We start from the raw sequence: 25412 nt of genomic DNA on the forward strand, positions 1-25412 counted from the left end.
TCAGCAGCCTTCCGTATCCATTCTGGAACACCATGCATTTAGCTATAAAGAAGTTTGGGCTGTCGGGCTAGATAGGAAGGCGTACCATTTTGATTAAGATCAAGGATCAATTTCATGACCTCCACTATTCCCTCGGGTTTCTCCAACTCTATTTCCTTATGATAGGACTCTATGGATGTGTTCCATTTTTTCATTTTTTTCTGATCCTTCAATATACTCAGCAATTGTTTTTCAAATGGCGTTTTCTGATTAAGTTTAAATACAAGGCCTTGCTGTTTTAGATACTGCAGATTGATTTCCTCCTGCCCCGGAAGTCTGGAATGAACAAAGATCGGAAGCCTTTTTCGCAATGATTCACTGATCGTGACACCGCCCGGTTTTGTAACGATTGCGTCAACTTCTTCATAAAGCTTATTCATTTCAGACCTTGATGAGATATAGGGCAATGGTTTGATATGAGGTAAGTTCCATGTATTGATTTCTTCATAAAGCTTGTTGTTATTTCCGCAAAGAACTAAATAATCAAAGTCGGTTGAGTTCTTTAACTCATCACCTAAGTTCAAAATCCCTCCCAGACCGCTATTTCCTCCGGATATCAAAATTTTTGGCCGTTCTGTGTTTCTTTGGACACGGGCATTTTTTGTGATTTCCTCGTGCACGGGAATGCCAGTGACCATCATCGTTTGTTTTGGTATTTGGCGCTTACTCATCAGCTTTTCTTTCACTTCTTGACTAGGAAGAAAGTGGGCATCTATCCCTTCGCTTCCCCACACATTATTAATAAAAAAGTCCGTGTACACGTTTATTACCGGTGTGCTGCACTTCCCTTTCATCTTTAACTGACTCAAAAGATATGAAGGGAAACCGTGTGTACACACAATTAAATCAGGATTTTCTTCCGCTATCAATCGTTCCATCTTATTCATGAATAATTGCTGATACCATTTACATACACTTTCCTTTTGCGAGTGAACATAAAACAGGTTCTTGTAGGCAAGATTATAGGTTTCCGGCGCATAACGGATCCATGTCAGATAACTATTTGCAATGAATTTTTCTAGAGAGGTATTGGTATAGCTGATTAAATCTATTTTTTTATAAGTAATCCCATTCGAATGCTTTTTTAACATATCCATCAATGCCTCTGCAACTTGATGATGTCCCGACTGCATTCGAAAGAGAGGTAAAAACAAAATCTTCTTCATATGTGTCATCTCCTAAGAAATCATTCTGAAAATACAAAATATATAGTTCATGATATCTTTCTCTTACAATATCGTTGAACAAATTCCTTAAATCGATTTTTTATTTCCGACGTTTTTTAATAAGGAGCCGACTCAACTTTTGGATCTTTGTTTTCTCTTTTTAATGTATTTGATAGTAACATAGAGTACAAAAATAACTAAAAATACAACACCTAAATATGGAACATATTTGGGATTAACATTAAAAGCATCCCCCACATAATAACCGGCCACTATAAAAGGGACGGTCCATAGTATAGTGCCTAATAGGGAAAAGAGGAAGTATTTCCGAAAGGGTATAGAAGAGATTCCTGCAAAATATGGACTTATTTGCCTCATCCCCGGAATATAAAATCCCAACACTAACGTTTTACGTACATTATCCATATAGTTTCTCTTTGCTTTCTCCCAGCGTTCAGCCGTAATCCCAATGAATCTTCCATATTTATTTATAAATGGATACCCCACATATTTTCCGCATGCATAAGCTGCAAGCATTCCGATAAAGGCGCCGAGAATTGCACACAGCATCGCTAAACCCATAGAGAGCTTACCTTGGACAACCAGCACCCCAATTAGAAATAGAAGTGATTCTTCTGGAGCAGGCACGCCCACGATGCCGAAGAATAAAAAAAGAAAAATGATCAGGTATCCATATGAATCAATAAAATGTATAAGCGTATCTATATCCATAATACCCCCAGAATTAGTTATAAGTCTTTTAAAGAAATAAAGTGTGTTCCTTTTTCCTTACTCTCCTGCAGGTAAATTTTTAACATTTCAATCATATAGCCTGGTGCCTCTTTATCCGCACCCAAGGTTTCGCCACAGTCATGAAGCAACAGGATGGAACCTTCTGTCGAAGTGCTTTGAAGCTGATCAAGCAGAGTACTTTTGCAATGTTCGACTTTCCAATCCCCAAAGATGCCGGACCACATAATCACTTTATATTTCCTACTGAATAGTGGGGTGAAGATATTGAAATGGCCCCATGGCGGTCTATAAAATATCACCTTTTCATTCGTGCATTCCGTTATCGCCTTTTCAGTCATTTCCAACTGTTTTCGCAGATGAATTGGTGATAGGACCCAACTTGAAACATGATGAAAATGATGGATACCTATCGTATGTCCCTCTTCATGCATTCTTTTAATGATCCCAGGATTACTTTTCACTTTACTGCCCACAACAAAAAATGTGGCCTTTATCTCATATTCTTTTAAAAGATCAAGTAATTTTATGGTATATTCAGGGTTTGGGCCATCATCGAAAGTTAGCGCAATCCCATTATTCGAATTGATTTTTTTGGTTATTCCCAAGCTGCATACACGAATTAGCACCGTTGGGATAATAGTATAAAATATTAATAGCAATAATAAAATAATAAAACTAATCAGCCATATATGCATCACACAAAACTATCCTCTCATTATTGATATTACCAATACTGATCCTTTCCCTATATCATGATCATTTACTACAATGCAGCAAATGTTATAGTATTCAGGTAATTCATTATAAAACCTCACTAACAATTTAGCATTTTTTTTTCATTATTTTCACTTATCATTATTTTTTTATTTTTGTAAAGGTTGAAGGACATTAGTTCTATTACTGCAATGTCTGCAGTTTTTTTCTTTGAAAACCGTTCCAGTTGATTCCAGAAATCCGCTCCCTTTCCGCCGACTGTCTGCCAAGCCTCCTCGCCGGTAAACGGCTGTGGGGTCTCGACTAGCCAGTTATTCGGCAGGAGTCTCGCAAATTTCTTCCATCCTTTAAGGATTACTGTAAAAAACTATGAAGAATCCCCTATCTTAAGCTTGCTTCGGGATGTGTCCGAGCCTTCAGTTTTTTCTTGAAACTACATTCCAGTTGATTTCAGAAATCCGCTCCCTTTCCGCCGACTGCCTGCCAAGCCTCCTCGCCGCAAGCGCCTGTGGGGTCTCCGCTAGCCAGTTATTCGGCAGGAGTCTCGCAAATTTCTTGCACCCTTTTAGGATTACTGTAAAAACATGAAGTATTCCCTATCTTTAAACTTGCTTCGGGATGTATCCGAGCCTTCAGTTTTTTCTTGAAATTACATTCCAGTTGATTCCAGAAATCCGCCCCCTTTCCGCCGACTGCCTGCCGAGCCTCCTCGCCGGTAAACGGCTGTGGGGTCTCGACTAGCCAGTTATTCGGCAGGAGTCTCGCAAATTTCTTCCATCCTTTTAGGATTACTGTAAAAAACTATGAAGATCCCCTATCTTAAGCTTGCTTCGGGATGTGTCCGAGCCTTCAGTTTTTTCTTGAAATTACGTTCCAGTTGATTCCAGAAATCCGCTCCCTTTCCGCCGACTGTCTGCAAAGCCTCCTCGCCGGTAAACGGCTGTGGGGTCTCGACTAGCCAGTTATTCGGCAGGAGTCTCGCAAATTTCTTCCATCCTTTTAGGATTACTGTAAAAACATGAAGGATCCCCTATCTTAAGCTTGCTTCGGGATATGGCCGAGCCTACAGTTTTTTCTTAAAATTACATTCCAGTTGATTTCAAAAATCCGCTCCCTTTCCGCCGACTGTCTGCCAAGCCTCCTCGCCGCAAGCGCCTGTGGGGTCTCGGCTAGCCAGTTATTCGGCAGGAGTCCCGCAAATTTCTTCCATCCTTTAAGGATTACTGTAAAAAACTCTGAAGGATAAACTAGTTATGTTTAAGATTATGGTTCGGGGTGGGACCAGACCCCCCCTTTAGTCGACAAACTAAAAAAACACCCTAAGGGTGTTTTTTTTAGTTTCTCTCAATAATCTTCTTTATCAATTAAAGGGCACATTCTTCAATTTCAAATCCCAGGTCTTCAATGATTCCCCAATCCGCTGTGGGTTCTTGACCAGCTGTCGTTAAATAATCGCCGACGAAGATGGAATTGGCAGCATAAAGTGCCATGGGCTGCATGGAACGGAGATTGACCTCCCGGCCCCCGGCCAGGCGGATTTCTTTACTAGGATTAACGAATCTCATCATCGAAATCAATTTCAGGCATTTAGTGGGGGTCAGCTCGGAAGTTCCCTCTAGCGGCGTTCCGTCAATTGCATTGAGAAAATTACAAGGAATGGAATCTGCATCAAGGCTGCGTAAGGATAGAGCGACTTCCACCGCTTCCGCCTCAGATTCACCCATTCCGAAAATGGCTCCAGAGCATGGGGACATTCCGGCTTCTTTCACAGCTTCCACTGTATCTACCCGGTCTTCATATGTATGTGTCGATGTAATTTTACTGTAGTTTTCCTGTGATGTATTCAAGTTGTGGTTATAGCGATGAACGCCTGCTTCCGCTAGTTTACCGGCATGTTCCTCATTCAGGAAACCTAAACAGCAGCAGATTTTAAGATCCGTCGTTTCGCGGATTTCTTTTACCGCTTCAATGACATGATCGATTTCCCTGTTGGTCGGACGACGGCCAGAAGCGACAATGCAATAAGTACCCGCTTTCCGGCGAATTGATTCTTGCGCTCCCTCGACAATCTTTTCTTTAGTCAGCCAAGCATATTTATCGATCGGGGCTTCCGAGACGATCGACTGCGAGCAGTAGCCGCAATCTTCGGGACATAATCCTGATTTCGTATTGATGATCATATTCAATTTTACCTTTTTCCCATAATGATGTTTACGTATGAGATAGGCTGCATTCAGAATTTCCAAAACCTCTTCGTCTGGGGCTTGGACGATGGATAATGCCTCTTCCTCCGTCACTTTATATCCTTTGATAACGTTCTCCGCTAACATCTTCCAATCCCTTACCAATGTTTCCAAACCTATCCCTCTTTTCTTTTATTTTGTGCCGAATCGCCATTCCTTGAAAAAGAACATATCCTGTTCCGGTTCTCCGCACATAAAACGGAAGATATCCAGTAATAGACCCGCTTCCTGCAACCTGCTGCTCCAGCCGCGAGTTTACCTAAATCACTTTCCCCTCCAACCAACCGGTTGCATGTGCACCATCAGCCTCAATGGGCAATTAACATTTAGCAGTATCAATGGAGCGATAATATTTGTTAACCTAAATTACAACAAGTTAACATATCGTTAGAATAATAACATACATACAAAATATTATTCAATGGCCTTTTTTCAATATTTTCCTAGTTGTCCTTTAAATCCTAAGAAAACTGGCACTTTATATGTTAACCAAATAACAAATTAGTTGACATATAAAATAGGAATCAGGCAAACTAATAGTGGGCATTCTGCCAACACTTTCAAAAAAAGGGGGGGTAAAAACTTGAAAGCAAGGACGATTTCTTATGTGGCCCTTTTTACCGCGCTAACTGCCATTGGCGCCTTTATTAAGATACCTATCCCTTACATACCATTCACGCTGCAAATTCTGGCAGTCTATTTGGCAGGCGCATTGTTGGGGCCCCGGCTTGGGATGCTCAGTCAGTTATGCTACGTCCTGATCGGACTTATCGGGGTGCCCGTGTTTGCTGAAGGCGGGGGATTCGGCTATATATTCAAACCCACTTTCGGCTATTTGCTCGGATATATACTGGGAGCCTATGTAAATGGATGGCTGATCAACCGGTTTTCCCTCTCCACGATTCGTTCCATATTCTTTGCTAATGCCGCCACTTTGCTGACCGTTTACCTTTTCGGCTGCATCTGGCTGTATGGTGCCATGAAGTGGATTGTGGAAACGCCGCTTTCCATCAGCCAAACGATTCTTTACGGCTTTTTGTTACCTGTACCCGGTGATTTAATGCTATGCATTCTATGTGCTGTCATCATTCAGCAAGTACGTCCGCGTATTGCAAGATATATAAACGTAAAGGAGCTGAATCACCCATGGGCCAAGCCTACTTTATAACCGGAACTGGCACGGATATTGGAAAGACCATCGTCACGAGTGCACTTTATCTTTCTCTTCAAACATTGGGAAAAAGCGTTACGATATTCAAACCATTTCAAACTGGTATCAATGAAGAAAATCATACATACCCGGATATATCTTGGTTTGAGCAGGAACTCGGTGTAAAGGAATCGGGGTTTTACACACTGGAACCCGAAACCTCCCCACATTTGGCGATTAAATTAACCGGCAGTCTCATCGATGAGAAGAAAGTCGTGGAAAGGGTTCATGAACTTGAGGAAATGTATGACATCGTATTAGTCGAGGGCGCTGGAGGATTGGCTGTGCCGCTTATTGAACGAACGGAAGGTTTCTATATGACGGCCGATTTCATAAGGGATTGCGGGATGCCTGTCCTCTTCGTATCCACAAGCGGTTTAGGGGCGATTCATGATGTCGTGACGACCCATTCTTATGCCCAAGTCCATGATATAAACGTGAAAACCATTTTGTATAATCATTACCAGGCAGAAGATCGGATTCACCAAGACAATATCGAAACCATTGAAAAGCTGACTGGGATGAATGGCCTCGCCTGCATCCCGACACTGGCCGATGTTAGAAAAGACTTGAGGATCTGCATCCTTGATTTGCTTGGTGATCAAGAATATACCCAACAACTGAAAGAGGTGTTCGAAGCATGAACAGTCAGGATTTAGAACAATGGGATAAGGAATATGTATGGCATCCGTTCACACAAATGAAAACGTATCGGGAAAGTAAACCGCTTATCATCGAACGCGGCGAAGGCAGCTACCTGATTGATGTGGATGGCAAACGCTACCTCGATGGCTATGCTTCTTTATGGGTGAATGTTCACGGGCATAACGAGCCGGAATTAAACGGCGCCCTAATTGAGCAAGTGAATAAAGTCGCGCACTCGACGCTGCTCGGATCTGCGAATGTACCATCGATCTTACTGGCGAAAAAACTGGCAGAGATCACTCCTGGTTCTTTATCGAAAGTCTTTTACTCCGACACGGGATCAGCCGCTGTGGAAATCGCCCTTAAAGTCGCTTATCAATATTGGCAGAATATCGATCCCGTCAAGCATCGGAATAAAAACAAATTCGTCTCCCTTGACGAAGCATACCACGGCGATACTGTCGGTGCCGTGAGTGTGGGCGGAATGGATCTATTCCATAGAATCTTTAAGCCCCTCTTATTTCAAAGGATTTCAGCCCCTTCACCATATGCCTATCACATGACTGAATATGGAGATCCAGAAGCAGTGAAAAACCATTGCTTGAAGGAACTGGAGAAGTTACTGCAGAAACAATCCGAGGAAATTGCAGGATTGATCATCGAGCCGCTCGTGCAGGGAGCAGCAGGCATCATTACCCATCCCCATGGCTTTTTGAAAGAGGTCGGGCAATTATGCAAAAAGTACAACATCCTCTTAATTTGTGACGAGGTGGCTGTAGGGTTCGGTCGCACCGGTACGATGTTTGCCTGCGAACAGGAAGACGTCGTCCCCGATATCATGTGCATGGGTAAAGGGATCACTGGGGGATATATGCCACTCGCCGCCACCATCATGAACGAGCAGATCTTTCAATCCTTCTTGGGGGAACGGGAAGAACATAAAACCTTCTATCATGGTCACACCTATACAGGAAATCAGCTTGCCTGTGCCCTGGCCCTGAAGAATATCGAGCTAATGGAAAGCCGCAATCTCATTAAAGACATCCAGAAAAAATCAAAATACCTATCAAAAAGACTGCAAGCGCTATACGAACTTCCGATAGTCGGCGATATCCGCCAGCGCGGCTTCATGATTGGAGTGGAAATCGTTAAAGACCGTGAAACAAAAGAAACGTTCACCCTCCAAGAAAACGTCGTTTCCGGAATCATCCATACAGCACGGGAAAATGGCCTGATCATCCGGGAACTTGGTCCAGTCATCACGATGATGCCAATCCTTTCCATGTCAGAAAAAGAACTCGATTTCATGGTCGAAACCGTCTACCGTGCCATTCAGGAAGTCTCCATTCATAAAGGATTGATTCCAGCAGCAAACTGATGCACAAAGAACCGGAAGAGCAGAGCTCATCCGGTTTCTTTCCTTTCTTCACAAAACACTTTGGAAATTCGGAGTACATATCCTGATTTCCTTCCATTGTCTGCACGGCTAAAATCTCATTAGCCTCTTTTTCAGTTTTACAAACCTATAGATTTTAACCTTGATATTTTTAATATTTTTGGGTATTTCTGCTATAATCAGGGTAAAAGGAAAGAGGTGAGCCGTTTTGTCAGGCATAGAAAAAGCGTATGATTCCCCTACCAGAAAAGACTGGATCAGGACTTTTTATACTTTTGCTTATATAAGTCTGCTCATTCTAATTATCGTCTCTGGAATTATTCGCTATTTTCAGGCACCTGCTGGTAATGTTCAAGAGTCGAAACAGGAACAATCAAGTAACAGTGAAAAAGTAAAGGAAAGTAAAGTCATTGAAAAGGACCCCACCGTAACATCACTGGTTTTAAAACCATTAGCGGAATCACCAAAAGCAAAAATCATATTTGAACATGTCGGTTACTTTTTAATCCTGCTATTCCTTTTTATACTCATACCAATCCCGCTATTGAGCGTTAAAAGATTTAAATTCATGACCCTCGAAGTTGAAAGAGAATCCCAAGCCATCGAGGTAGCTAAGAATTTGACCATTCAACAAGATAAATTCGGACTTCTCTCTTACTGGTTAAAAGAGGATTTTAAATCATTGTTTTTAGAAGTTGAAAGGGATAATACAAGCTATAAGGACTTTCTTGAAGAAATGCTCTTTTACATGAGAGATCACTATAAAAATAATTGGGACTCCCATTTTGAATTTGATATAGTGACGGAAACCAAGTTTAAACAGAATTATTCAGCTCCTAAACTTGTTAAAAAATCTCTTCCCTCTGCAAAAGTGAAAGGAATCGGGCTTCCTATCAATAAAGAGAATGATAGATACATACACTTTAAAAACTTTATGATCCACACAATTAACGTCGAGGAAAATCTTTTGACTGAGGAAGAATGCTTAATTACTTATGTCATTGTCCTAAAGAGCTATCGAACCATTTTTGATGAATATGACGGCCATTTAGTATCAGGCTTAGCTTCATTAACATATGAATTATACCGAAGATATCACACATCTTTGGCTATTCAAGAAGAGGAAGATGTTGAATCTGAGGAAGAAATTAAGTAAAATAAAGGAAAGAGGTGATAACGATGTCTTTACCTAAAAGAAAATATAGTAAATCCAAACTATTTAAATCCGCAAGTAAGGTTGGTAAGTCACAGCCTCACGAGGTCGTTATTCCAACTTATCATTCGAACAAGTTGACACCGAATAGTCCGTCAGTAAAAAAAGTATTATCACATGTAAATTAAAAATAACCCCTGATGACTCACGGGGTTATTTTTTAAGTCCAAGATATGTATTAATATACGGTTCCAGAATAGGGCTCCTGCCGATCCAATCCTTAGCTGATTTTATATGATCGGGACTCCATACAGGTGAAGATGGCATTTCAGTACCTTTAGGTTTGGACCCGACTTTCCTGGCGCTTCTCAATAGTAGCTCATACTTGTACTTCCTTCCCTCCATATCTTCCCTCCTACCCATAAAACACCTATCGTTATATATAATTATGTTTAAATGACTTTTTTATGCGGAGCCATTGGTCATCCACTCCTCATTAAAGGATGCTCTTTTTTTCATATTCGCTTATTGCTACCTGGCAACCATTCCAGTGATCTATGCTACTCATTCAGGAAAATTGCGAATACAAAAACAAAAAAGATGACCCCGTTAATTCGGAGGTCATCTTTTTTAATGTGTTAGCGAATGCCTTTCATGTAACCTTGAATCTTTGGTGATAAGGCCATCAGGGCCAGTCCAAGGATTATTGAAGCAACACCGATCACTCCAAAATAAGCCATTTCGGTTTGAGGTGTGTAGAATCTAACGATTTGTGCGTTCAGTGCTTGTGCTGCTGCACTGGCCAGGAACCACAGGCTCATCGTTTGTGCCGAGAATGCGGCCGGAGCCAATTTTGTAGTTGCTGAAAGTCCGACTGGCGATAAGCAAAGCTCTCCAAGCACTACAAGGAAATAGCTAAGTACAAGCCATAACGGATTGACTAATGCGTCTGATCCACTGAAATAAACAGGAAGCAGGATCACCAGGAATGATAAACCGGCGAACAGTAGGCCTATCGAGAATTTTTGCGGAATGGTCGGCTGACGCTTTCCTAGTTTAATCCATAACCATGCGAATACTGGTGCAAGGGTGATTATGAACAAAGGGTTCAAAGATTGGAACCATGCCGGGTTTATTTCCAATCCTGCAAAGTTCAACTGTGTCCGTTTGTCTGCATAGCTTGCCAATATTGTTGCACCTTGCTCTTGAATCGCCCAGAACATGACGGCTGCTATAAACAAAGGAATATAGGCAATCAAGCGTGAACGTTCAACAGAAGTCGTTTTCGGGCTGCGATACATGAAAATGAAATAAAGGGTCGGAATTACGATTCCTAGAATACCTACAAGATTAATAAAAGTTTCAATCGTTAAGATGCCTGCAGAAGCAGTGATGCCGATGATGGCAGCTATGATAAGTGCGGCTATCCCCAATTTAGTAAATACTTTTTTCTTTTCATCCTGTGATAATGGGTTAGCAGGAAGAGTTCCAGCCAAGCCCAGGTTCTTTTTCTTTGTTGTAACAAAGACAATGAGACCAATCAACATACCAATTGCTGCAAGTCCAAAACCAAGATGGAAGCTGTAGTCCATACCGACTGTACCGACAACAAATGGTGAAAGGAATGCACCCATGTTGATACCCATATAGAATATACTGAAACCGGAATCCCGGCGTTCATCATTTTCTGCGTAAATTTCCCCGACAATGCTGGAAACATTCGGTTTTAATAAACCAGTACCCAGAACAATGAGTACCATGGAAACAAAGAACATGGAAAGACTGCCTGGTACAGCAAGGACAATATGCCCGAGCATGATCAAGATACCGCCGTAAAATACGGCTTTTGAAGTCCCGAAAATCCTATCGGCGAGCCAGCCGCCAATTATACCTGACATATATACTAAAGATCCATAGATGGATACAAGGGCAAGGGCCGTGGGTTCATCAAGGCCTAATCCCCCTTTAGAAACTTCGTAATACATATAGTAAACAAGAATGGCCTTCATGCCATAATAGGAAAAACGCTCCCAGAACTCAGTAAAGAAAAGGGTGAATAATCCTTTAGGGTTTCCAAAAAAACCTTTTTGAGGTACACTATCCACAATTTTCTGTTTATTTATCGTTGCCATACCTAGCCCTCCTTTTATTATTGTATAATAACTTTAAATTTCACTATTGTAAACAAATATTTAGTATATTTAAATAATTAATTTCAAAATAAATAGAAGTGAGCTTTCCACCATACAAGCAAAAGTCCGGATTTCGCACTAAAAAACAGTCCATATAATCTAATAGAAAGCGGCCATCAATGATATATTACCCTAACTTCATCCATGGTATTACGCTTGATATCACTTTGGTTGCCATGTACTTTTTAACGAGAAAAGGAAATGATGAATTTTGAAATAACCCCACCACAACCGTTATATTCACCGTATAATAGATATAAAAAAAGAGGAGGCACCATAATGTTCGGGATCATAACCGTGGTAATGATTTTTTCCATCCCTATACTCGGAATACTGACAAGCCATTTCGAAAAACAGTCAAAAAACAAACATAAGATGCTGCAAGTTGAACTGGAGCTTGAAAAACTTAAACATGAAAACTTCCTTATGGAGACGGAAAAAATGAGGCTGGAACTGGACCAGATGAAATTCGAACAAAAAAGAGACGAACCAAGGTTACTGTAAGTAGTAACGTTGTTCGTCTTTTTTAATGGATATTGTGCCGTTTTAAAAACCTTCCGCCCATCATAGAATTACAATAGGGCCGTTTTAATGGATATATTGATCGCCAACAAGAAGGTCTGACAGCACCTTTGTCGGGATGATGAACTCGACGGCCCCCATGTACCCCGGCGCAGCTACATAGCTGTTAAAGGCGATGACTAGCTTGCCATCTTCGTTTATATAAAAGTTTTGGTTTTCATCGATGCCTTTAAAAGCAGTAAAATCATCATCTTCCACCCAATATATCTTTTCCGGATCTTCAGCCATCTGCCGCTTCATCTGTTCCTTGATGTTTTCGCTGATCACCTGAAGATAGCGATCATCTTTAAATAAGCTATTTAGCGTTAACAGCACTTCGTTTTTCTTGTCGACTGTATCGAATTGACTTTCTGTAGAACTGGAAGCAGAAATCGTATCCGTATAACGCTGTACGGATACTATCGTTTCATTATCCGTCAATATCACATATCCGCTTTCCACCGAGATATTGCCCTTTTCCCCTTCCTTCAGTTTTGACATGGAATCCGTGAATTCCTTATAAAGCTGCTTGCTTTCCGATAAGTATTTTTCATTCAAGCTATCTTCGAGCTGTTTATTCTCGAGACCGGATATTGCAGGCGTTTTGATTACTGCCGAAGAATTATTCGCTTCTTCTTTCCATTCGACGAAGGTAATCACTTTGATGACCTTCTCGACTATCGGTATATCACTCATGGCTTTCGCCGCTGCCGGACTGATGTTTACGGAAGCTGTCACGATCAGGAGCGCTGCAGCCGCTGTCACGAGGATATTCCTGCCAACCCTCGGCTTTTTCCTTGGCTTTTCATTCAAGGCTGCTTGAACGACATCATCCAATTCCTTTGGTATCGGTATTTTAAGATATTCTTCCCGCAGATCTTTTAATTTTTTTTCCATCTTTTCGTTTCCTCCCGTTCAGTCATGTTGATCCGCAATAGTTGCAGCGCTTTATATAATCTCGTTTTAATCGTGCTTACATTTTATTCCAGCACTTCCGCTATCTCGTCCAGCTTCAGGTCCTCAAAGAAACGGAGGACGACTACCGTTTTGTACTTGACTGAAAGTCCTTCCAGGGCCATTTGCAAATCCAGGTCAGGATAGTGATCCTCCTCACCGCGGCGCAAGTATTCTATTGTTTCATCATCGGCGACTGTCAGTTTCTTCTTCTTCCGCAAAACATCCAGTGCTGTTCGGACGATGATCTTATATAACCAACTATCTATAGAAGCGGCGTCTTTGATTTTGCTGCTGGAGGCTAGCGCTTTCCTGATTGATTCCTGCACGATATCCAGGGCATCCTCTTGGTTTTTGACATAGTAAAAAGCAAGTCTGTACAAATTCTCTTGCCTTTCGGTTATCCGGGCCGCGATTAATTGATTCATTTCTGGGTTTTTCATTACATGTTAGAGCTCCTTACATTTAAATTACGTATCCTAGGTACAAAGAATAGACGTTGGTGCAGCCATAAAAGTTTGAAAATGAGCAAGAAAATATATAAATATAAAAAAATGAAATTTTTTACAAACTTTTAAGGCTTTTGGCGCCTCTATATAGTAGAATGATTATCGAGGTGGAGTGCATCATGAGGAAATTAAATTATAAAAAAGTCTTTATTTTTCTATTTTGTCTAACAGCTGCTGTAGGAACGATGGGGTTAGCCATTAAAAGCCTTGCTTTTGATAAGAAGAGAACCGTTTCGGCCTATACAACTGATAAAAATTACCCAGAAGCCGATATTCAAACGTATGTGAAAGATAATACGAAAGGCGGGTATTCAGCCAGCAGGCCAGTTCTGCATTTAGAAAATATCGACAAGCAGCTAGAAGCCTACATAAAGAAAGAAATTAAGGATTATGAAAAGAAATGGAAAGCATCCGACGGAAAAGCTTCCGAGCTTAACCTCACCTATACGATCCTCCATTTTAGCAAACAGACCATTACGATTTCCTTCGATAAATATGAGCAAGTGGAAGGAAAGAAGCAGTCTGGAACCCAGATCTTCACTTATGATATTCCATCTCAGCAAAAGCTCTCCATAGAAGACATCTTTGCCACGGATACTGATTATTTATCCGTTTTATCCGATATTGTTTTTGAAGAGTTAACGCAGAAGGAAGAAGAAGGCATTTCAAACAGTCTCATTAAAAAGGAAAACAAACTGAAGGCAGCCAACTTCAATTCTTTTTCAGTCTTGAAAAATACGCTCGTTTTCTACGTTAAGACTGATGATTCAACTAAGACCCATACAATAGCCATCAAGAAGGATCTTTTTAAAGATAGTTTGCTAGATTCATATCAAAGTCAAGATTTGAATGAGGATCGTGTAAAGGAATGGCAGCCGAAACATATCGTCGCCAAACTGCCCGTGCAAAATGAATGGATCGACCCTTCAAAAAAGGTCATTGCCTTGACGTTCGATGACGGGCCGCATCCAAGTCATACCATGTCCATCCTGGAAGTCCTGAAAAAATATGATGGTCACGCGACGTTTTTCGTACTTGGAAGCCGCGTACAGCACTATCCGGAAGTTCTGCAAAAAATGCTGCAGGAAGGAAATGAGATCGGCAACCATTCATGGGATCATCCGCAGCTGACGCGCTTAAGCAAGAACAAAATCGAAGATCAAATCGAAAAGACCCAAGACGCTGTAAAAAAAGCTACAGGTACTGAGCCAAATCTCGTCCGTCCCCCATATGGAGCGATTAACCATAATGTGCGGGAATACATGGAGGATATGAAAGTCTCACTTTGGGATGTCGATCCAGAGGATTGGAAAGAACGCAATGAAAAGAAAATCATAAACAAAGTGATGAGCAAAGCCAAAGATGGCAGAGTCATATTAATGCATGATATCTATCAAACTAGCGCCCAGGCTGCAGGAAAAATCATTAAACAACTGCATGACCAAGATTATCAACTTGTCACTATTTCAGAATTGGAAAAGGTAAAGAAAGACCGTGAACTTTCCGGAATCACCATAAGTGAATAATAAAAGGAAAGAGCCTGTTTCGTGATTCGGAACAGGCTCTTTCCTTTCAAATGAAATAAGCAGGCCTTTGATCATATAGCAAAGGCCTGCTCATTTTATCATTCACCAAGATCTACATTATGATAAACTTGTTGAACATCTTCCAGATCTTCCAATGCATCAATCATTTTTTCGAATTGTGCTTGTGCATCTTCCGGAAGGGTTAGGTCATTTTGTGCAAGCATCGTCAGCTCTGCCACTGTAAAATCGCTGATTCCTGCATCCTTGAATGCTTGTTGTACAGCATGGAATTGTTCAGGCTCGGCATAAACGATGACACTTTCTTCTTCTTCAATGATGTCACGTACATCAACATCCGCTTCCATTAACAGTTCAAGAACATCATCAGCCGTTTTACCTTCAATCCCGATGACAGCCGTTGCATCGAACATATAAGCAACAGATCCGCTGACACCCATATTCCCGCCATTTTTCCCAAATGCGGCACGTACATCGGATGCCGTCCGGTTCACGTTGTTTGTCAATGCATCCACGATGACCATTGAACCATTTGGACCGAATCCTTCATAACGAAGTTCGTCATAGTTTTCTTCCGAACCGCCTTTAGCTTTTTCAATCGCACGGTCAATGATCGCTCTTGGAACATTGTACGTTTTAGCACGCTCAAGTACGACCCTTAATGCCTGATTGGATTCTGGATCTGGTTCGCCTTGTTTTGCCACTACATATATTTCCCGTCCGAACTTAGCATAAATCCGACTAGTATTAGCATCTTTTGACGCTTTTTTTTCTTTAATGTTATTCCACTTACGACCCATTATAAACACTCTCTTTCATCATTGATATATACGAATAGATAATTAAGATACGGCCCTATGAGAAAACCCACAAGGGGAATTCCTTTGAAGATAGGCTATACGTTTACTAGATTATATTATACATCAATTGTATAATTTTGAAAAAGTCCTGCACATCCCTCACTGGCATTTATCGGTACTTTGCGCCATTTTTCATGAAATGCTATGGAAAACATCAGTAGTGGTATAGTATGAAGTGATTGGAAAGGAGAGATGATCCATGAAGGACAACCAAATCATCATCGGGATACCCGGGAAATGGAAGGACCGGACAGAATTGATTCAAACGGTTGCTTCCCAAAGCGAGGGGTATCTGTTAGCCGGGAATGTTTTTCATAACAGTGATAAGAACATTACGTTTCAGGCGGAGATCCATGATTATGAACCCACTTTAAAAGAGAGCTTTTCTTACGCCAGTAAAGACGCCTTTTCAGAGAATGCATTAGAGGAAATCAATGGCCATACCTTTACCGTTTATATAATAGCCGATGTATCCGATACCGGAACTGTTATCGATTTGATCGATGCCGGGGCAGCGATCCTCAAGGCAGGCGGAATGGCAGTGAAAATAGAAACGGCGGGAATTGCCCATTCAAAGGAAGATTGGCTGCATCTTCATCATAGCCCGGATATTCTCTCGGTATATGCCCATTTTGTCACGATCATCGGAGAGGAAGACTATTATTGTTCTTTCGGAATGAAAGCCTTTGGTCTTCCGGATGCCGTGACACTTAACACAATGAGTCCGAAAGAGGCGGCTGCCCTGCTTAACACATTTAATTATTACCATGTAGGTGAACGGCCTCTCTTTAAGAATGGCGAAACCTTTAGCATTCAGCAAGATGCACCCGACTTTATTTTGACGGGCCTTCAAGACTTTAGATATGAAGAAGAACATCCCTTCTACAACCCGTTTGGTTTATGGAATTTAGGGACAAGTAAATAGGGGAGCGATCCGCTCCCCCCAGACTGCAGGCAAATAAAGCGGGTGCTTGCAGTTTTTTTATTTTAAAAGTATTTCAGTCGATTCCAGAAATCCGCTCCCTTTCCGCCGACTGTCTGCCAAGCCTCCTCGGCTCAAGCGCCTGTGGGGTCTTGGCTAGCCAGCTTTTCGGCAGGAGTGTCGCACTTTTCTTCCGTCCAATAACGGATTCATAAAACAATAAAAAAACATATAAAGCGAGTGCCTGGAGAGGAAATCAACGACCTATTCTTAATGATCGTCAAATGAGACCATCCGAACTTCCTTTTTTAGACACTAGGGGTTCAACCGAGTTTTTCATGCTTTTCTTCTTCATGCTCCTTCTTCACGAGGGACATGCCGCTCGCTTGGTATTTGAGGATTTTTTGAATGACCGTGCCAAGATGCGCTCCAGCTTCAACAGGGGGGATCCCTCCTTTATGGATGTTGGAAATGACCATCCTCTCCGCTTCAATGGTGCCCAAACGTGGTTTATAGCAAATGTAAGCGCTCAATGATTCAGCACTGACAAGACCGGGCCGTTCACCGATCAACAGGACAATGACCTCAGGTCCAAGGATTTCACCGATATCATCCATCACGGCAACCCGGCCCTTTTCAATATAAAATGGTGTACCCGTATCCAGACCTGCCACTGCCAAAGATTGTTTGAAAGATAAATAGACGTCCTCGACATTTTCTTCGATTGCCTTGGCACTTAAGCCATCGGAAATGATGATTTGAACCGTTGGAGCCTTTATGCATTTGGCATCTATCACCCTCTTTGCTTCATCCGAAAGCTTCCTGCCATAATCCGGACGCCGTAAATAGACTTCCTTATCATCGGCCTTCGTTTTCACCTTGAATAAATCCAAGCGCTTCAAAATAATATCACTGACTTCACCATATACAGCATCGACGGCCGCTGCATGGTCAAAACGGAATTTCAGCCACGAATCCGTTTTCGGCCGGGTCCCTGACCTGCCTACCCCTATCCGCGCAGGGGTTTTCGCTATCATGGCATCCAAATCTTCCTTATTATTCATTCCCATATCATCCACTCCTAATGGTTAAATATAGTTGGATCACCGGCAAGCTTCGTTAATTTTCCGTTCTCCATAATCCCCATCTTCTCCAGCCAAGCTTCATATAATGGGGCAGGCCGCTTATCCATCGTTTGCCTCAAAGTCGCTATATCGTGATAACTCAAAGACTGATAATTTAACATGCAGTCATCACCCATCGGAGTAGCGATGATGAAATTCACACCAGCCGCCGTTAAAAGTACACCCAAGTCCTCGATATCATTTTGATCCGCCTTCATATGATTCGTATAGCATATATCCACCCCCATCGGCAGTCCATGCATTTTCCCCATGAAATGATCTTCTAACCCTGCCCGGATGACCTGCTTGCTGTTATATAGATATTCAGGTCCGATGAAACCGACGACCGTATTGACAATGTACGGGTCAAAATAACGGGCAAATCCATAGTTCCTGGCTTCAAGCGTCACCTGATCGATACCGAAATGCGCTTCGGCCGATAACTCGGAGCCTTGCCCCGTTTCAAAATAAAGATGCTGCGGGCCTGTGCCGGTGCCATAGGCCTTCGCTATCTCATTAGCTTCTTCGAGCAATTGTACGTCAATTCCAAAAGAGCGATTGGCCGTTTCCGTTCCGGCTATGCTTTGAAAGATCATATCAGCAGGCGCCCCCTGCTGAACGGCCTTCATTTGCGTGGTCACATGCGCAAGCACACAATTTTGGGTCGGGATGTTCCATTTCTGGATGACATCCTGTGTAGCATGAAGCAGCCGCTTTACGCTTTCGACCGAATCATCGACAGGGTTGATTCCAATGAGTGCATCCCCGATTCCATAGGAGAGGCCTTCTTTTAAAGAAGCCAGCATGCCATCCACATTGTCTGTCGGGTGGTTAGGCTGAAGGCGCGAAGCAAGCGTTCCTTTGTATCCGATCGTGCCATTATTCTTGGTGAGCACTTCGATTTTATTGGCTGCATGGATAAGGTCGAGGTTCGACATCAACTTGGCTGCCGCTGCAATCATTTCACTATTCAATCCCCTGCTTAATCGCTTTAAGTCCTCGCCTGTCGTTTCGTCACTCAAAATATATTCACGCAGTTCGGCAACGCTCCAATTCTTCACGGATTGATAGATGGTTCCATTGATGAGACCATCTATGATCCGCGACACCTCATCCTCTTCCGGGGAAAGCAGGGGATAGTTCCTGATGTCCGCCAAAGTCAATTCGCTAAGCACCGCTTTTGCCGCAATCCGTTCTTGAACGGAATCTGCTGCAATTCCCGCAAGCCTATCTCCTGATTTCTCTTCATTCGCTTTGGCCAGGACTTCTTTCAACGATTTGAATTGATGGATTTCCCCAAAGTATTGAGTGGATAATTTCATCGTATGATCCTCCTTTTCCTAACTGTGGAAGGTTAGCGTTTTTACTACAACCGGAACGACCCCTGTCCGCAGCAGCTTTCCTATATCTAAATAGTCACCATGTTCCACTTCTGTCTGATCAATGCAGATGACCGGCAGATCCGCTTGGTTCGCTAGAATGGTTTGACCAAGTGCCTTTCCATAATCACTATCCATGACAATGATCAGAGGCTGCTGCCGATTCGGTTTTTGCTTCAGTGCCTCGGTAAAAGCGACTGCAAGCCGGTGAATGTCCCGAAATGATTGATAAGGTAAATTCGTTAAATAAAAGGCAAAATTCAGCCCCTCCTGCAAAGCGTCGTATATTGTGATCGCATCCTGAACAGCCTGTGTCATTTTCGCGGTTACATCATCAAGCCCGCCATGAAAATCGACCCGATAGACTGGAATATTACGAACTGGCAGATGAGAATCATTCACTTCGATGGTTGCTCCGCTGATTTCAGTTGTATGTGCTCCTGCTCCAAGTACAGTCGCCCGAACCGTTTCTACTGGCTGTTCCCACTCCCATGCGGCCAATTCTTCACTTTCCTTGATGGAGGCGGCAAGCATCATGCCGATATCCCGGAAGCTTTCGTCCTCCCGTTCTTCATGATAGATGCAATCACTGACACCGCCCGAGAACATCAACACGTCTATTCGTTCTGTCCAAGATGGCTCCTTCCCAACTAATAGAAGTTCATCTTCTTTTGTGAAGGAGCCAGCCAAAAACCTCGAAAGCACCTTCGCCATTTCATTTGCGATGATTGCCCCTTCACCATTCAAAGGAGAGCGCCCTATTGATTTCAGCCATTTTCCTATTGAAGGAGCAACCTTCACCTTCGCTCCTTCCCACTCCACCAAACGGCCTCCTATATGCAGTGTGCAGGTTCCGCAAAGCATGCCTGAACGGTATACGGCAATATTCGCGGTCCCCCCGCCAATGTCTATGTTCGCTACAGTCTTTCTTGTCTTGATGGAATGTTGATAGGCGCCGGATCCCTTGGCGGCAATGATCCCTTCCAAATCCGGACCGGCTGCCGCTACAAGGAATTCACCCGCCGCATTAGATAACCGGTACACCATTTCTTCTGCATTTTGTTTGGTTGCCGTTTCCCCAGTGATGATGACAGCCCCTGTTTGTATGTTTTCGATCGTGATTCCTGCTTTTTGGTATTCACTTTCCACCATTCTTTGAACAGCAGGTATGTCAATTACCGTCTCGGATACAAGCGGGGTCCTGAAAATGGGACTTCGATACAGAATTTCCTTATCGGTAATTTCAATTTTTGGCACCTGTCCGCCACCCGCCACATTCCTAAGCGAAAGCTCGCTGATAACAAGTTTCGTCGTACTGGTGCCAATATCAATTCCTGCACTGATGATTCGTTCCACCTGTTCATTCACTAAAATCACACCCCAGTTTTACACCACTTGGATTTCATTGCTGTTTTCTTCCTCGTTTTTCGTTTTATATTCATTTATGCCGATAATTCCTGCTGCTCGATCCTTTTCTTCTAATTCCAAAGCTTTCGGAACGGACAGCCAGTAAGCAAGACCGATTCCAATCGCTCCGGCAGATAGCTTTCCGACAATGATCGGTAATATTAAGGAAGGCTGAAAGTTGGCTGTGAATGATAAATGATCACCCAATAGGAAGGCTGCACACACAGCGAAGGATATGTTTATGACCTTATCCTTCGGCGGCATTTCTTTAACAAGCTTGAACATTGCCAATATATTGGCTACCGTGGCTAATATCCCTGCACTCCCGGCTTTGCTCAACCCAATTTTCCCGCCCATCGCTTCCAATGGCTTGCCTGCATATTTTTGAATCAGGTAAATCATTGGAAATGCACCTGCCAGCATGATCCCGATATACCCCGCCGTTTCCAGGGCACGGAACTGGTCTGCCTTATCGGCCATGATCGGATGGAAGCCCCAAGCACCAAATACTTTGGAAAACAATCCGGTGAAAATTTCCACGATCGAAAACACGAGCACTAGTTTAATCGCGGCGTCCAATATTTTTCCAAACCACATGAAACCTTTGATCATCAAATCCGGCAGGAAATAAAGACCTAACGCGAGCAAGACCACAAAAATAAGAAGCGGAGAAAGATTCAGGGCAATTTTCAAATAGCTCAACGCGAATTCGTAGGTAGAATCCGCATTCGTGGAAATCACTTCGCGGATTTTTGAATTCGTCGCCACCACTAGCACGCTTGAGATAAAAGCGCCAATCGGAATCGTCAGGATTCCTGACATGACACCAAGTGCCATGTATTTATGATCACGCTTTTCCAGCATCGCAAGCCCCATTGGAATCGAGAATACAATCGTTGCCCCGGACATAAAGCCGACAATCATCGCCATGATCCAGCCTTCATAGGATTCCTTCAGCTCGGCCGCTAATTGGTAACCCCCCATATCCGTCGCCAAAATCGTTGTTGCGGCGAAGGCTGGATCTGCACCGATCGCAGCGAAAACCGGGCCGCATACTGTATTGATGAACCAAGATAAATAAGGGATCGAGGCCATGATTCCAGCTGCCGGGATAAATATATGGCCAACGGTATGCAAACCTTCCATGAACTGTTTCCCCAAGCCCTGCTCACTTTCTTTAATCGATGCAATAGCACCGACAACGGCACACACCATAATGATATAAATAACCAATTTACCTACCATCTCCATACATATTCCCCCTGAATTCCGATTTGATTTGGCCTATCGACTTAAAAAAAGGGTATAAAAAAGACGCCTCTTATAGCCCAAACTTAGGTTTTTTGGCAGAAATGCCTGCCTACAACCAATTTGGTCCATCAAAGCGCCATTGCTTCATCTATTTACTTGTTTTTGATCATTTGCAATGATTCGACGTGCCACCGTCTCCATGGAAAGCTGCTTATCCATACTAAGCCTTCTCAGTTTATTGTAAGCGATTTCTTCGGTGACATTCTTCCTTTTCATGATGATTCCTTTTGCCTTTTCAATGACTTTGCGATTTGTGAGCGTTTCATCCAATTGAGCATTTCGTTCCTGATACTTCTTTGTATTGGCTGCTTGCAGCAAAGCTATCTCCACTGCCGGAATCAGATTCGCCTCCGTAATTGGCTTTACAAGATATCCGACGATGTTCGCTCGCTTCGCCTCATCGATATATTCACGCTGGCTGAATGCTGTTAAAAGCAGGACAGGAATCTGAAAGGTATTGGATATCACATCGCTAGCCTTAAGCCCATTCATTTTCGGCATTTTGATATCCATCAAAACGAGATCCGGCTGCAGTGCATGTGCCAATTCAATCGCCTTCTCGCCATTACGGGCATGTCCAACCACATCGAAGCCTGCATCCTTGAGCATGATCGTTATATCAAGCAGAACAATCGATTCATCCTCCACGACCAAAATCCTCTTGTCCACTTCTCCCACCTACCTCTTGTATGGAAATCTTACAGAAGCCAGGGTACCTTCTTTAATCCGCTGAATCGAAAACTCCCCATCCAAATCATTTTCCACCGTCATACGGATGATATCCAGCCCCAAAGAAGGTTTCACTGGAGGTGAATATCCGATGCCATCATCTCTTACTTGAAGTTCCAATTCAGGACCATCCTTTTGCAAGGATACGGTAATGTTCCCTTCCGTCCCTTCCTTGAAAGCATGTTTCACACAATTATGAATGAGCTCATTCACCACCAGCGCGACCGAAATGCCAATGTCGGAATCAATCGAATGAAGCTCACCCCTATATTCAATACTTACGCATTGGCGAACTTGACCCTCCGTATGAACGATCATATCGCCTATTTTTCTAATAAGCTCCAGCAGATCCACATGATCAACCTGACTGCTTGCCAAAATGATTTCATAAACCGACGATATGCTTAACACCCGGTTCAAACTGACCAATAAATGGGGCTTGCTTTCTTCAGGGGCTCCTAACCTCATTTGCAGCCGAAGTAAACTGGCCACTGTCTGCAAATTATTCTTCACCCGATGATGAATTTCACGAATCGCTACTGACTTGCTGATTAGCTCCCTTTCTTTATCCCGCAGTTCAGTCAGGTCCCGGATGATGATGAACGTTTCATTGGAATTCTTGTTGCCCAAATGGAACTTCTTTAGTTGGATAATCTTTTTACCAATGTTCATTTCCTTCATCAAAATGTCCTCTTTTGAAGCAAGAACATCGGCAAAGCCAGGAAAATAATCGAAAATCGATTCACCTAAAACACAGTCCGTCAAACATATTTCCGATACTAAATTAATGGCAGCAGGATTCGTATAAACAAGTCGGTTTTGGTTATTAATCAGGAAAATGGACTCCTCGATAAATTCAGGAACTAAGGAATTTTGTTGATCTTGCCTATCAAACTGATTGAAAGATTCAAGTTCTTCATGAATCACCTTTTCCATGATCAAAACGGCGATGACCCGATTGCATTCACCTTTGATTGGAACGACACTTTGCTGGACCATCGCTCCCTCTTGAGTCAATGCCCGATTCACGAACATGTCCTTTCCGGTGCGCAATACATAAAATACGGCCGGTTCGAATGCCTCATAAGCAAATTTACCGACAACCGGATGATCGTAAACCGATTTCACGGAGTGTCCGCACGCCTCTGCAACGACAATGGCATGCTTCCCTTCACGCACCGGACAATCAATAAACACATTCGCTTTATTCAAATCGGCTATCAACGGTAAATTCGTTGATAGGTTTTCAAGAATTTGAATATCATTGTTCACTAAATGAGTATGCAACGCACATAAATCCCGGACGGTCATTGTCCGTTCCATAGGCAAAACCCCAATAATCGTTTATTCATGGATATTATTATTGATTATTATAGATACCGGCTTTATTTTTGTCAATATTCAAAATATTCTAATGTAATGTATTCTAACATTAGATAGCGATATTTAAAACGATTGACCCATATTCTTTTCAACTCACTTGTGGAACAAAATTACCACTTTACGTCCATATATGACCACCGTTCCTTTTTGCATACTCATGAATTCCACCTCTTCTGGTTATAGTAAAAAAGAAAATAACGGAGGAGGTACATTCCATGAAAAGTTCAAAGGAGTTTGTTGAAAGCATTCAAGAGCAGCAAAAAAAGGAAGAAGGCAATTTCCGCCGTCAAGGCAACGGGAATCCCGCCCAGAAATTACCAAATAAAAAACACTAATGAAGCAAAAGATCCCAGCTTTAATATAGGCTGGGATCTTTTCAGTCTGATGCACTTTTCTTCTTCATCTCTTCGATTTCATTTGAGAATGTTTCTTCTATCTCTTTTTTATTTCCATATAAAAAGAGATTATCCCCTAATTTGATTTTATACTCATATAGCTCTTTTCTGATTTTAACTTCTCCGCTTTCAATAAATAAAATATTGATGTCGGCTCCATCTGAAATGACATCAAAGGCTTTGACATCGATGAACTCCGAGTCCTCATAAATATCGATTTCCATGACCACGTCTTCATCTTCTAAAAATAAGACCTCTTCTATCGGGTGTTCCCATAATTCATAATGATTGTACATTTCACTTTTCATCTTATTCGATAATCTATTATTCAAAAATGGAACCTTCACTAAAATGGTTAAAACCAGCAGGATTCCAATAATGATGCTTAACTCCATCAAACGCAGATCATCTGTAAGCAATGTACTGATCGATGAAATGATGACAGCAAGCGAGAATGCACCAAATAAAATTAAGAACATGCTTATTTTCCTTCGAACGGGATGATCGATAATGGATTTTGACTCGTCAGTTGTAAAACCAGTGCCCGTCAGCATGGAAATAACCTGAAATCTTGCCACTGTGCCTTTTAATCCAGTTAATTTCATCAAGGTGACCGATATTTCAATTACAAGAACAATGATTATAAAATAAAGCAGCATAAAAAGTACATTCATCAAAATGATCACTCCTCATCTATGGTTTACCCCAATCACGACAAAAGAAATCTCATTCGACGTTCATTTTAAGTTTCCACCAATAGTTGACAAAGCCAAAAAAAAACAGTAAGATCCAAAACTTGAATCCTACTGCGTTTTTATCTATA

Annotated in this window: 22 protein-coding genes and 2 pseudogenes; 8 read left to right on the plus strand and 16 right to left on the minus strand. The window is 42.3% G+C overall.

Going from position 1 to position 25412, the window contains the following annotated elements:
• Positions 1 to 38 precede the first annotated feature (38 nt).
• The 4 genes from ACJ9PY_RS23460 to bioB all read right to left on the minus strand — a co-directional run bounded on the left by ACJ9PY_RS23460 (position 39) and on the right by bioB (position 5002).
• On the minus strand, positions 39 to 1205 hold the full coding sequence (locus ACJ9PY_RS23460) for an MGDG synthase family glycosyltransferase (RefSeq protein ID WP_063574885.1): 1167 nt from the start codon (positions 1203 to 1205) through the stop codon (positions 39 to 41).
• A 132-nt stretch (positions 1206 to 1337) separates the two neighbouring features.
• The gene (locus ACJ9PY_RS23465; protein WP_411739132.1) at positions 1338 to 1937 is read right to left on the minus strand and encodes a DedA family protein; all 600 of its coding nucleotides are present in this window, start codon (positions 1935 to 1937) and stop codon (positions 1338 to 1340) included.
• Positions 1938 to 1954: 17 nt separating this feature from the next.
• On the minus strand, positions 1955 to 2653 hold the full coding sequence (locus ACJ9PY_RS23470; RefSeq protein ID WP_187050755.1) for a polysaccharide deacetylase family protein: 699 nt from the start codon (positions 2651 to 2653) through the stop codon (positions 1955 to 1957).
• Positions 2654 to 4036: 1383 nt separating this feature from the next.
• Positions 4037 to 5002: a biotin synthase BioB gene (gene bioB, locus ACJ9PY_RS23475; protein ID WP_218013321.1), complete on the minus strand. Its 966-nt coding sequence runs from the start codon at positions 5000 to 5002 to the stop codon at positions 4037 to 4039.
• 496 nt (positions 5003 to 5498) lie between these two features.
• On the opposite strand from bioB, the gene ACJ9PY_RS23480 reads away from it, so the two are divergent.
• The 4 genes from ACJ9PY_RS23480 to ACJ9PY_RS23495 all read left to right on the plus strand — a co-directional run bounded on the left by ACJ9PY_RS23480 (position 5499) and on the right by ACJ9PY_RS23495 (position 9322).
• Positions 5499 to 6083 carry a biotin transporter BioY gene (locus tag ACJ9PY_RS23480; protein ID WP_034310656.1) on the plus strand — a complete coding sequence of 195 codons (585 nt, stop codon included), beginning with the start codon at positions 5499 to 5501 and terminating at the stop codon, positions 6081 to 6083.
• On the plus strand, positions 6062 to 6769 hold the full coding sequence (bioD, locus tag ACJ9PY_RS23485; RefSeq protein WP_063574883.1) for a dethiobiotin synthase: 708 nt from the start codon (positions 6062 to 6064) through the stop codon (positions 6767 to 6769). Before ACJ9PY_RS23480 ends, bioD begins: the two co-directional genes overlap by 22 nt.
• A complete protein-coding gene (bioA, locus tag ACJ9PY_RS23490; RefSeq protein WP_400449001.1) occupies positions 6766 to 8148 on the plus strand; it encodes an adenosylmethionine--8-amino-7-oxononanoate transaminase in 1383 nt (460 codons plus the stop codon). The genes bioD and bioA overlap by 4 nt, the downstream gene beginning before the upstream one ends.
• A gap of 226 nt (positions 8149 to 8374) precedes the next feature.
• On the plus strand, positions 8375 to 9322 hold the full coding sequence (locus ACJ9PY_RS23495) for a hypothetical protein (RefSeq protein WP_098865844.1): 948 nt from the start codon (positions 8375 to 8377) through the stop codon (positions 9320 to 9322).
• Between the two features lie 210 nt (positions 9323 to 9532).
• Here the strand turns inward: ACJ9PY_RS23495 and ACJ9PY_RS23500 are convergent, their stop codons facing one another.
• Positions 9533 to 9724 carry a hypothetical protein gene (locus ACJ9PY_RS23500; RefSeq protein ID WP_063574880.1) on the minus strand — a complete coding sequence of 64 codons (192 nt, stop codon included), beginning with the start codon at positions 9722 to 9724 and terminating at the stop codon, positions 9533 to 9535.
• Between the two features lie 233 nt (positions 9725 to 9957).
• Positions 9958 to 11451: a peptide MFS transporter gene (locus ACJ9PY_RS23505; protein WP_098865847.1), complete on the minus strand. Its 1494-nt coding sequence runs from the start codon at positions 11449 to 11451 to the stop codon at positions 9958 to 9960.
• 339 nt (positions 11452 to 11790) lie between these two features.
• Between ACJ9PY_RS23505 and ACJ9PY_RS23510 the strand changes: the two genes are divergently transcribed.
• Positions 11791 to 12015: a hypothetical protein gene (locus ACJ9PY_RS23510; protein ID WP_057279147.1), complete on the plus strand. Its 225-nt coding sequence runs from the start codon at positions 11791 to 11793 to the stop codon at positions 12013 to 12015.
• An 84-nt stretch (positions 12016 to 12099) separates the two neighbouring features.
• On the opposite strand, the gene ACJ9PY_RS23515 is transcribed toward ACJ9PY_RS23510, so the two are convergent.
• On the minus strand, positions 12100 to 12969 hold the full coding sequence (locus tag ACJ9PY_RS23515) for a DUF3298 domain-containing protein (protein WP_411739133.1): 870 nt from the start codon (positions 12967 to 12969) through the stop codon (positions 12100 to 12102).
• A pseudogene (locus ACJ9PY_RS23520) lies at positions 12954 to 13469 on the minus strand (sigma-70 family RNA polymerase sigma factor). Before ACJ9PY_RS23520 ends, ACJ9PY_RS23515 begins: the two are co-directional and overlap by 16 nt.
• A 185-nt stretch (positions 13470 to 13654) precedes the next feature.
• Between ACJ9PY_RS23520 and ACJ9PY_RS23525 the strand changes: the two are divergent.
• A complete protein-coding gene (locus ACJ9PY_RS23525) occupies positions 13655 to 15061 on the plus strand; it encodes a polysaccharide deacetylase family protein (protein WP_411739134.1) in 1407 nt (468 codons plus the stop codon).
• 98 nt (positions 15062 to 15159) lie between these two features.
• Here the strand turns inward: ACJ9PY_RS23525 and ACJ9PY_RS23530 are convergent, their stop codons facing one another.
• Positions 15160 to 15879: a YebC/PmpR family DNA-binding transcriptional regulator gene (locus tag ACJ9PY_RS23530; RefSeq protein ID WP_053536610.1), complete on the minus strand. Its 720-nt coding sequence runs from the start codon at positions 15877 to 15879 to the stop codon at positions 15160 to 15162.
• A 259-nt stretch (positions 15880 to 16138) separates the two neighbouring features.
• On the opposite strand from ACJ9PY_RS23530, the gene ACJ9PY_RS23535 reads away from it, so the two are divergent.
• Positions 16139 to 16864 (plus strand): DUF4261 domain-containing protein, encoded by a 726-nt coding sequence (locus ACJ9PY_RS23535; protein ID WP_098865850.1) that lies wholly within the window; start codon positions 16139 to 16141, stop codon positions 16862 to 16864.
• A 320-nt stretch (positions 16865 to 17184) separates the two neighbouring features.
• On the opposite strand, the pseudogene eutC reads toward ACJ9PY_RS23535, so the two are convergent.
• The 6 genes and pseudogenes from eutC to ACJ9PY_RS23565 form a co-directional block, all read right to left on the minus strand.
• Positions 17185 to 17916, minus strand: a pseudogene (gene eutC, locus ACJ9PY_RS23540) (ethanolamine ammonia-lyase subunit EutC); the annotation flags it as partial.
• A 26-nt stretch (positions 17917 to 17942) separates the two neighbouring features.
• Positions 17943 to 19307 (minus strand): ethanolamine ammonia-lyase subunit EutB, encoded by a 1365-nt coding sequence (locus ACJ9PY_RS23545; RefSeq protein ID WP_411739135.1) that lies wholly within the window; start codon positions 19305 to 19307, stop codon positions 17943 to 17945.
• Between the two features lie 18 nt (positions 19308 to 19325).
• Complete coding sequence (locus ACJ9PY_RS23550) at positions 19326 to 20732, minus strand: ethanolamine ammonia-lyase reactivating factor EutA (protein WP_411739136.1); 1407 nt, start codon at positions 20730 to 20732, stop codon at positions 19326 to 19328.
• 18 nt (positions 20733 to 20750) lie between these two features.
• Positions 20751 to 22022 (minus strand): ethanolamine utilization protein EutH, encoded by a 1272-nt coding sequence (eutH, locus tag ACJ9PY_RS23555; RefSeq protein ID WP_411739137.1) that lies wholly within the window; start codon positions 22020 to 22022, stop codon positions 20751 to 20753.
• Positions 22023 to 22166: 144 nt separating this feature from the next.
• The gene (locus ACJ9PY_RS23560) at positions 22167 to 22751 is read right to left on the minus strand and encodes an ANTAR domain-containing response regulator (protein ID WP_053537393.1); all 585 of its coding nucleotides are present in this window, start codon (positions 22749 to 22751) and stop codon (positions 22167 to 22169) included.
• Positions 22752 to 22760: 9 nt separating this feature from the next.
• Positions 22761 to 24134 (minus strand): histidine kinase N-terminal domain-containing protein, encoded by a 1374-nt coding sequence (locus tag ACJ9PY_RS23565; RefSeq protein ID WP_411739138.1) that lies wholly within the window; start codon positions 24132 to 24134, stop codon positions 22761 to 22763.
• A 275-nt stretch (positions 24135 to 24409) separates the two neighbouring features.
• On the opposite strand from ACJ9PY_RS23565, the gene ACJ9PY_RS23570 reads away from it, so the two are divergent.
• The gene (locus ACJ9PY_RS23570) at positions 24410 to 24529 is read left to right on the plus strand and encodes a DUF4023 family protein (RefSeq protein ID WP_061465287.1); all 120 of its coding nucleotides are present in this window, start codon (positions 24410 to 24412) and stop codon (positions 24527 to 24529) included.
• A gap of 41 nt (positions 24530 to 24570) precedes the next feature.
• On the opposite strand, the gene ACJ9PY_RS23575 is transcribed toward ACJ9PY_RS23570, so the two are convergent.
• A complete protein-coding gene (locus ACJ9PY_RS23575; protein ID WP_411740321.1) occupies positions 24571 to 25263 on the minus strand; it encodes a hypothetical protein in 693 nt (230 codons plus the stop codon).
• Positions 25264 to 25412 lie beyond the last annotated feature (149 nt).

This window comes from Peribacillus sp. S4 (assembly GCF_046715815.1).
GTDB classification, from domain to species: Bacteria; Bacillota; Bacilli; order Bacillales; family DSM-1321; genus Peribacillus; species Peribacillus frigoritolerans.